9 protein-coding genes and 1 pseudogene are annotated in these 6945 nt (G+C 71.8%); 4 read left to right on the forward strand and 6 right to left on the reverse strand.

The genetic code is table 11. The features are described 5' to 3' along the window. Positions 1 to 47: 47 nt before the first annotated feature. The 3 genes from VFN12_RS03810 to VFN12_RS03820 are packed head-to-tail and all read right to left on the reverse strand — an operon-like array spanning position 48 to position 2060. Positions 48 to 914 carry a DUF3097 domain-containing protein gene (locus VFN12_RS03810; protein WP_325117259.1) on the reverse strand — a complete coding sequence of 289 codons (867 nt, stop codon included), beginning with the start codon at positions 912 to 914 and terminating at the stop codon, positions 48 to 50. A gap of 14 nt (positions 915 to 928) precedes the next feature. After that, the gene (locus VFN12_RS03815) at positions 929 to 1180 is read right to left on the reverse strand and encodes a hypothetical protein (protein ID WP_325117261.1); all 252 of its coding nucleotides are present in this window, start codon (positions 1178 to 1180) and stop codon (positions 929 to 931) included. Positions 1181 to 1208: 28 nt separating this feature from the next. Continuing rightward, positions 1209 to 2060 (reverse strand): MBL fold metallo-hydrolase, encoded by an 852-nt coding sequence (locus VFN12_RS03820; RefSeq protein WP_325117262.1) that lies wholly within the window; start codon positions 2058 to 2060, stop codon positions 1209 to 1211. A 72-nt stretch (positions 2061 to 2132) separates the two neighbouring features. Here VFN12_RS03820 and hrcA point away from each other — a divergent pair, with 72 nt between their 5' ends. The 3 genes from hrcA (at position 2133) to VFN12_RS03835 (ending at position 5143) form a co-directional block, all read left to right on the forward strand. Next, positions 2133 to 3146 (forward strand): heat-inducible transcriptional repressor HrcA, encoded by a 1014-nt coding sequence (gene hrcA, locus VFN12_RS03825; protein ID WP_325117263.1) that lies wholly within the window; start codon positions 2133 to 2135, stop codon positions 3144 to 3146. Between the two features lie 70 nt (positions 3147 to 3216). Then, positions 3217 to 4380: a molecular chaperone DnaJ gene (gene dnaJ / locus VFN12_RS03830; protein WP_325117264.1), complete on the forward strand. Its 1164-nt coding sequence runs from the start codon at positions 3217 to 3219 to the stop codon at positions 4378 to 4380. A gap of 10 nt (positions 4381 to 4390) precedes the next feature. Beyond that, positions 4391 to 5143, forward strand: a complete 753-nt coding sequence (locus VFN12_RS03835; RefSeq protein WP_325117265.1) for a 16S rRNA (uracil(1498)-N(3))-methyltransferase — start codon at positions 4391 to 4393, stop codon at positions 5141 to 5143. A 70-nt stretch (positions 5144 to 5213) separates the two neighbouring features. Here VFN12_RS03835 and VFN12_RS03840 read toward each other — a convergent pair whose 3' ends face one another. Further along, entirely contained in the window at positions 5214 to 5468 is a 255-nt protein-coding gene (locus tag VFN12_RS03840; protein WP_325117266.1) for a hypothetical protein, read from the reverse strand. 64 nt (positions 5469 to 5532) lie between these two features. Between VFN12_RS03840 and VFN12_RS03845 the strand changes: the two genes are divergently transcribed. After that, complete coding sequence (locus tag VFN12_RS03845; protein ID WP_325117267.1) at positions 5533 to 6096, forward strand: GNAT family N-acetyltransferase; 564 nt, start codon at positions 5533 to 5535, stop codon at positions 6094 to 6096. A 13-nt stretch (positions 6097 to 6109) separates the two neighbouring features. Here the strand turns inward: VFN12_RS03845 and VFN12_RS03850 are convergent, their stop codons facing one another. Together VFN12_RS03850 and VFN12_RS03855 are read right to left on the reverse strand one after the other, a co-directional pair. Next, positions 6110 to 6724 (reverse strand): dihydrofolate reductase family protein, encoded by a 615-nt coding sequence (locus VFN12_RS03850; RefSeq protein ID WP_325117268.1) that lies wholly within the window; start codon positions 6722 to 6724, stop codon positions 6110 to 6112. A 12-nt stretch (positions 6725 to 6736) separates the two neighbouring features. Next, positions 6737 to 6945 (reverse strand): annotated as a pseudogene (locus tag VFN12_RS03855) (hypothetical protein); the annotation flags it as partial.

The following is a 6945-nucleotide window of genomic DNA, read 5'->3' on the forward strand; positions in this document are numbered from 1 at the left end:
CTTTCGCGGGTGTCCCGGGGGCGGTTCAGGGGTGGTTCAGGGTCGGCTCAGGGCGCGGTCGACACGAAGTCGATCAGCTCCTCGACCCGCCCGAGCAGGGCCGGCTCGAGGTCGTGGTACGACGCCACGCGCGACAGGATGTGCTGCCACGCCCGGGCGATGTCGGACTGGTCGCGGTGCGGCCAGCCGAGGTGCTCGCAGACGCCGCGCTTCCACTCGACGTTGCGAGGGACCTCGGGCCAGGCCGAGAGACCCAGCCGGGCCGGCTTCACCGCCGCCCAGATGTCCACGAACGGATGCCCGGTGATCAGCACGTGCTGCCCGATCGGGGACCGGGCGATGGCGTCGGCGATCCGGCTCTCCTTCGAGCCCGGGACGAGGTGGTCGACCAGGACCCCGACCCGGCGGCCCGGTCCTGGCTCGAAGTCGCGCAGGTGGGTGGCGAGGTCGTCGACCCCTCCGAGGTACTCCACGACGACACCCTCGATCCGCAGGTCGTCGCCCCACACCTTCTCGACCAGCTCCGCGTCGTGCCGACCCTCGACATAGACCCTGCTCTGGCGAGCCACCCTGGCCGGGGCGTCGTCGACGGCGACCGACCCGGACGCCGTACGCCTCGGCTTCGGGGGAGCCTTCATCACGATGGGTGCGGTCAGCACCACCGGACGCCCCTCGAGGAGGAAGCCCGGTCCGAGCGGGAAGGTGCGCCGGCGGCCGCGGCGGTCCTCCAGCGTGAGCGTGTGCAGATCCCGGTCGACGGCGACGATCTCACCGCAGAAGTCGGTCATGACCTCCTCGACGACGTCGCCGAGGGTGGCCGGGTGGGCGACGGCGCGCCCGCGCCTGGGGGCGCGCCAGTCGGTGGAGAGAACGTCGGACCCGTACCGGTCCGTGCCAGGGGGAGGCTGATTCACGCGCGCAACGCTAGTCAGTCGTCATCGTCGTCCGACGGGGACTCGCCGGAGTCCTCCGCGTCGCCAGAGTCGCCGGAGTCGCCGGAGTCGCCGGAGGAGTCGCCGCCCATCATGTCGAGGTCGTCCATGTCCTCGGGCGCGTCCTCGTCGGTCAGCGGCTCCGCGAGGGGGTTGTCCTCGGACGCCTGGAGGTCCTCGGGCAGCTGCTCGTCGCTGATGCCGACGCCGTCGCCGCCGTCGCTCTGCTCGTTGCTGGATTCGCTCATGCCGCGAACCTAGCGGCCCGCGGCGCGGTTACACGAGGGGCAGGCGCTTCTGGCTTCGCGGCAGCTGCTCGTAGCCACGCGCGACCGCGGCGCCCAGCCGCTCGCTCGGCCAGGGCCACTCGCCCGCCTCGACGGCCTGGTCGACGGGGACGCCCCGGCCGGCCAGGTCGCGGATGGTCTCGGCGACGATGCCGATCTCGTTGCGCTGGGTCTCGACGAAGTCCCGGTCGACCGGCGCGCCGTGTCCGGGTACGACGACGCTGCCGGCCGTGGTCAGCCCGAGCACGATGTCGAGGCTCAGCGGCCAGTCCATGGGCCACGAGTCGTCCCCGAAGTAGGGCGGCGCGGACTCCTCGACGAGGTCCCCCGCGAGGAGCGCGTCGGCGTCCGGCACGCGCACGACCAGGTCGCCGGAGGTGTGGCCCCTGCCGGGGTACACCAGCTCCACCGACCGGTCGCCGAGGTCGAGGGCCCGGGCCGAGGAGAACGTCTGGTCGGGCAGCACGACCTCGGTGCCGACCACGTCCTCGGCGTGCGGGTCGTCCGGTTGGTCGACGTAGCGCTGCTTGATCCGCTCGGCCCCGTGCTCGAGCTCGGCCACGGCGTTCTCGTGCGCGTGGATCGGGACCGGCCCGAACGCGCCGCGGACGGTGCCGTTGCCGAACGTGTGGTCGAAGTGCCAGTGGGTGTTGACGATGCCGACGACCGCACCTGCCCCGAGCCGGCGTACGTCGTCGACGACCTCCCCTGCGGCACCGGCGGAACCGTGGGTGTCGACCACCAGGAGTCCGCGCTCGCCGCCGATCACGGTCACGTTGACGTCGAACCACGGGTAGCGCGCGACCCAGATCCGCTCTGCTACCTCGGCGAAGTCGGCCATGGCGGCGACCCTAGTACCCTTGGCACTCAGATCAGGCGAGTGCCAACCATGATGCGAGGAGGTGGCGGGGCGATGCACGACGACCGCAAGCTCGCCGTGCTCCGCGCGATCGTGGAGGACTACGTCGCGACCGAGGAACCGGTGGGGTCGAAGGCCCTGGTCGAGCGGCACGGGCTCGGGGTCTCGCCGGCCACGGTGCGCAACGACATGGCCGTGCTGGAGGAGGAGGGGTTCATCACCCAGCCCCACACCAGCGCTGGCCGGATCCCCACCGACAAGGGCTACCGCCTCTTCGTCGACCGGCTCACCAACCTGAAGCCGATGAGCAGCGCCGAGCGGCGGGCCATCGCCACGATCCTGGACGGCGCGGTCGACCTCGACGACGTCGTCCAGCGTTCGGTGCGGCTGCTCTCCCAGCTGACCCGTCAGGTGGCCGTCGTCCAGTACCCCACGCTGTCGCGCTCGACCGTCCGCCACGTCGAGCTGGTGGCCATCACGCCCAGCCGGCTGCTGGTGATCCTGATCCTCAGCACGGGCCGGGTCGAGCAGCGCCTGGTCGAGCTCGACGCGACGCTGGACGATGCCGAGCTCGGCGAGCTGCGTTCCCGGCTCAACGTCGCTGCGGCCGGGAAGGTCATCGGCGAAGCGGCCACCGCCCTGCGGGACGCCGTACCCGAGGGCGACGCGGGCCCGATGTCGGCCATCGTCGACACCCTGGTCGACGCCTTCTCCGACCACCGCTCCGACGAGCGGATCGCGGTCGGGGGCGCGGCCAACCTGGCGCGCTTCGGCGAGAGCTTCGACACCGCCGTGCGCCCGCTTCTCGAGGCGCTCGAGGAGCACGTGGTGCTCCTCAAGCTGCTCGGGGAGGCCCACACCGGCGGGGCCGTGACCGTGCGGATCGGGGCCGAGGGGCCCTACCAGGAGCTCGCGTCCACGAGCGTGGTCGCCACCGGCTACGGCCCGGGCGACGACGCGCTGGCCACCCTCGGCATCGTGGGGCCGACCCGGATGGACTACCCCGGATCGATGGCGGCCGTACGCGCCGTGGCCCGCTACGTGTCCCGGATCCTCGACCAGGCATGACCAGACCACCGACCACCCGACCCCAGACGCGCTGAGCCCCGAGCCCCGCGACGACGAAGAAGGACCGAACTTGAGTCAGGACCTCTACGACCTCCTGGGTGTGTCCCGCGACGCGGACGCCGAGACCATCAAGAAGGCCTACCGCAAGATGGCCCGGCGGCTGCACCCGGACGTGAACCCCGACCCGGAGACGCAGGAGCAGTTCAAGGAGGTGTCCCGCGCCTACGAGGTGCTGTCGGACCCGCAGAAGCGGGCGGCGTACGACCGTGGCGGCGACCCGTTCGGCGGCGTCGGCGGTTTCGGCCAGGGGGCCGGGTTCTCGTTCACCGACATCATGGACGCGTTCTTCGGCGGGGCCGCCGCATCGGCCGGTCGCGGACCGCGACCGCGGGTGCGGCGGGGCCAGGACGCCCTGATCCGGGTCGAGGTCGACCTGGCCGAGGCGGCGTTCGGGGTCGACCGCGAGCTCAAGGTCGACACCGCCGTGGTCTGCACGACCTGCCACGGCGACGGTGCGGCCCCGGGCAGCCGACCGGTGCCCTGCGAGACCTGCCGCGGCGCCGGCGAGGTCGCCCACGTCCAGCGGTCCTTCCTCGGCGAGGTGCGCACCCTGCGCCCGTGCGCCGCCTGCCGCGGGTTCGGCTCGATCATCCCCGAGCCGTGTCGCGAGTGCTCCGGCGACGGCCGGGTCCGCTCGAGGCGCACCCTCACCGTCAAGATCCCGGCCGGGGTCGACACCGGAACCCGGATCCAGCTCACCGAGCAGGGCGAGGTCGGGCCGGGAGGCGGACCGGCCGGCGACCTGTACGTCGAGATCACCGTCGCCCCGCACCCGACGTTCACCCGCAACGGCAACGACCTGCACTGCACGGTCACGGTGCCGATGACCGCGGCCGCACTCGGTACGACGCTGACACTCCCGACCCTCGAGGCCGACGTCGAGCAGGGTGCCGACAGCGGGGTCGAGACCTCCTTCGAGCTCGAGATCCGGCCCGGCACCCAGTCGGGCGCAGATCGCGTGCTCAAGGGCCGGGGCGTCCCGGGCCTGCGCGGAGGCCGCGGCGACCTGGTCGTCTCGGTGGTCGTGGAGACCCCGACCGCGCTCGACCCCCGGCAGGAGGAGCTGCTCCGCGAGCTGGCCGCGATCCGCGGCGAGGAGGACCCGACCGGTCAGGTGCGACCCGCGTCCAAGTCGGTCTTCGGTCGTCTGCGCGACGCGTTCAACCCCCACTGATGTCGCTCTGATGTCGCTGCCGGTCCACCTGGTGCCGTCACTGGACGGCGCGGACGAGGGGACGGTCGTCACGGTCGAGGGGGCGGAGGCCCACCACGCGGTGACCGTGCGCCGGTTGAAGGTGGGCGAGCAGGTGGTCCTCACCGACGGTCTGGGCACGTCGGCGCAGGGGGTGGTGTCGTCGGCGGGCCGCAAGGTGTTCGAGGTGACGGTCTCGACCGTCTCGACCGCGCCCGGGCCCAGTCCGACCTTCGTCGTCGTACAGGCGCTGCCGAAGGGTGACCGCGGCGAGCTGGCGGTCGAGGTGCTCACCGAGGTCGGGGTCTCCTCGATCGTGCCGTGGGCGGCCTCGCGGTCGGTGGCGGCCTGGCGGGGCGAACGGGCCGCGAAGTCGCTCGCCCGCTGGCGGTCGACCGCACGCGAGGCGGCCAAGCAGGCCCGTCGGTCGTGGTTCCCGGTCGTGGAGGAGCTCGCCTCGACCTCCGACGTGGCTGCGCTGCTCGGCTCCGCCGACCTCGCCGTGGTCCTCCACGAGGCAGCGTCTGTGCCGCTGGCCTCGCTGGACGTTCCCGCCACCGGGCTGGTGGCTGTCGTGGTCGGGCCCGAAGGTGGACTCACCGACGAGGAGGTCGCACTGTTCGCGGACTCCGGGGCGCAGGCCGTGCGGTTGGGGGCCGAGGTGTTGCGTACGTCGACCGCGGGTGTTGCTGCCGTGTCCGCGCTGCTGGCGCGGACGCCGCGCTGGGGGCCGGGAACCGGCTGACGATGTTCGACACGGACCCGAGGGACGCTCTCGGCTCAGCGGCGTTCGTACCCGCTGAGCGCGGTCACCACTAGGTTCGCTGCTTGCCGGTGGCCGACTCAGCGACGCCGATGAGCAGCACAGCCGCGACGACGGCGAGCACGAAACCGAGCACGTTGAGCTCCCAGATGCTCCCGGTGCCGAAGAACTGTGCGATGAGTCCTCCGATGAGGGAGCCGACGAGGCCCAGTCCGAGGGTGGCCAGGATGCCGAGGTTCTGCTTCCCCGGCTTGATGAGCCGGGCCAGCGCTCCGATGATCAGGCCAGCCACGAGGAAACCAATCATGGAGGCAACGTACAGGCAGGTTCCTGACGGCTAACCTCACAACGATGTGAAGGGGGCGCGAACGGTGAAGATCCGGGCAGCTGCAGTCGAGGATGCGCCCGCCCTGGGCCGGGTGATGGTCACGTCATGGCTGTCTGCGCATCGCGGTCAGATGCCCGACGCGGCCTGGCAGAAGCGAGTCGCCGAGTGGACACCCGAGGTGTCGGCCCGGGCGTGGGCACGACTGCTCCACGAGTGTGCCGACGACAGGGAGATGCGCGTGGTTCTGCTGGTCGCGGATGACGAGGACGGCAATCTCGTTGCTCTCGCGTTGGGCAGGGCGGCCGAGGACGACCCGTCAGGCCTGGCCGCACAGCTCGATGCGCTGTACGTGCTGCCGGATCGGCAGGGTCACGGAGTCGGCCGGTGGCTCCTGCGGGAGGCGGCCGGCGAGTTGGCCTCCCTGGGCTTCGCCCGACTCCTGGTCGGGGTCCTGACCGCCAATCTCCCGGCCCGGGCGTTCTACGAAGCGATGGGCGGACGCGAGATCGCGCAACGGAGCGCAGACGAAGAGGGCTACCTGCTTCCCGAGACGGTCTACGCGTGGGATGACATCGCTGCCCTCGGCGGCCCGAGCGCCCCCGCGTGAGGAGATCCTGCCGTCAGTCACCAGCGTTGCTGGGGTCGGGCACCGTCTCGGGAGGGCCCTCGAGGCATCGGTAGCGCAACAGCATCGCCCCGCCGGGATACGCCTTCGGTGGCTCGACCTGCTCGAACCGCGTCGGGGCCGTGCCCTCGGGGAAGAGCCGCTTGCCCCGCCCGATCACGACCGGACACACCCACAGGTTCACCTGGTCGACCAGGGCCTCGCGGAACAGGGTCTGCAACAGGTTCGCGCTGCCCCAGGTGTGGACCTGGTGGTGCCGCTCACGCAGCTCACGAACCTCGGCTCCGGCGTCGGTGATCTGGGTGCTGGCGTCCCACGACAGCTCCGGCGTGCCGCGGGACGCGACGTACTTGGGGACACTGTCGAAGGCCCGCCCGATCTCGTCGGTCCTGCCCGGCCAGTAGGCGCGGAAGATGTCGTACGTCGTCCGACCCAGCAACAGCGCGTCGGACGCCTGCACGTCGGCAACGATCTGGTCGCCGGACTCCGCATCGCCGTACGGGCGTTCCCAGCCGGCGTACTCGAAGCCCGCATCCTGCTCGGTGGGGCCGCCGTTGGCCTGGATCACGCCGTCGAGCGTGATGTTCATGTTGACGTGCAGCTCACCCATTGCTCCATCTCCTCACCTTGTCGGGGGCACCGCGCCATCGGGGGCCAGCACCGGCACGTCGACACCCACGGTCTCGGGGTACTTCAGGCCGGCTCCGGTGTTGAGCACCACCACCTGCTCGTGCTCTGCGATCCATCCGCCCTCCCGCAGCTGACGAGCCGCGGCCAGGCAGGCCGCTCCCTCGGGACAGATCCACGAGCCCTCCGCGGAGGCCAGGGTGC

Source organism: Nocardioides sp. (genome assembly GCF_035703625.1).
In the GTDB taxonomy this organism is placed as follows: Bacteria; Actinomycetota; Actinomycetes; order Propionibacteriales; family Nocardioidaceae; genus Nocardioides.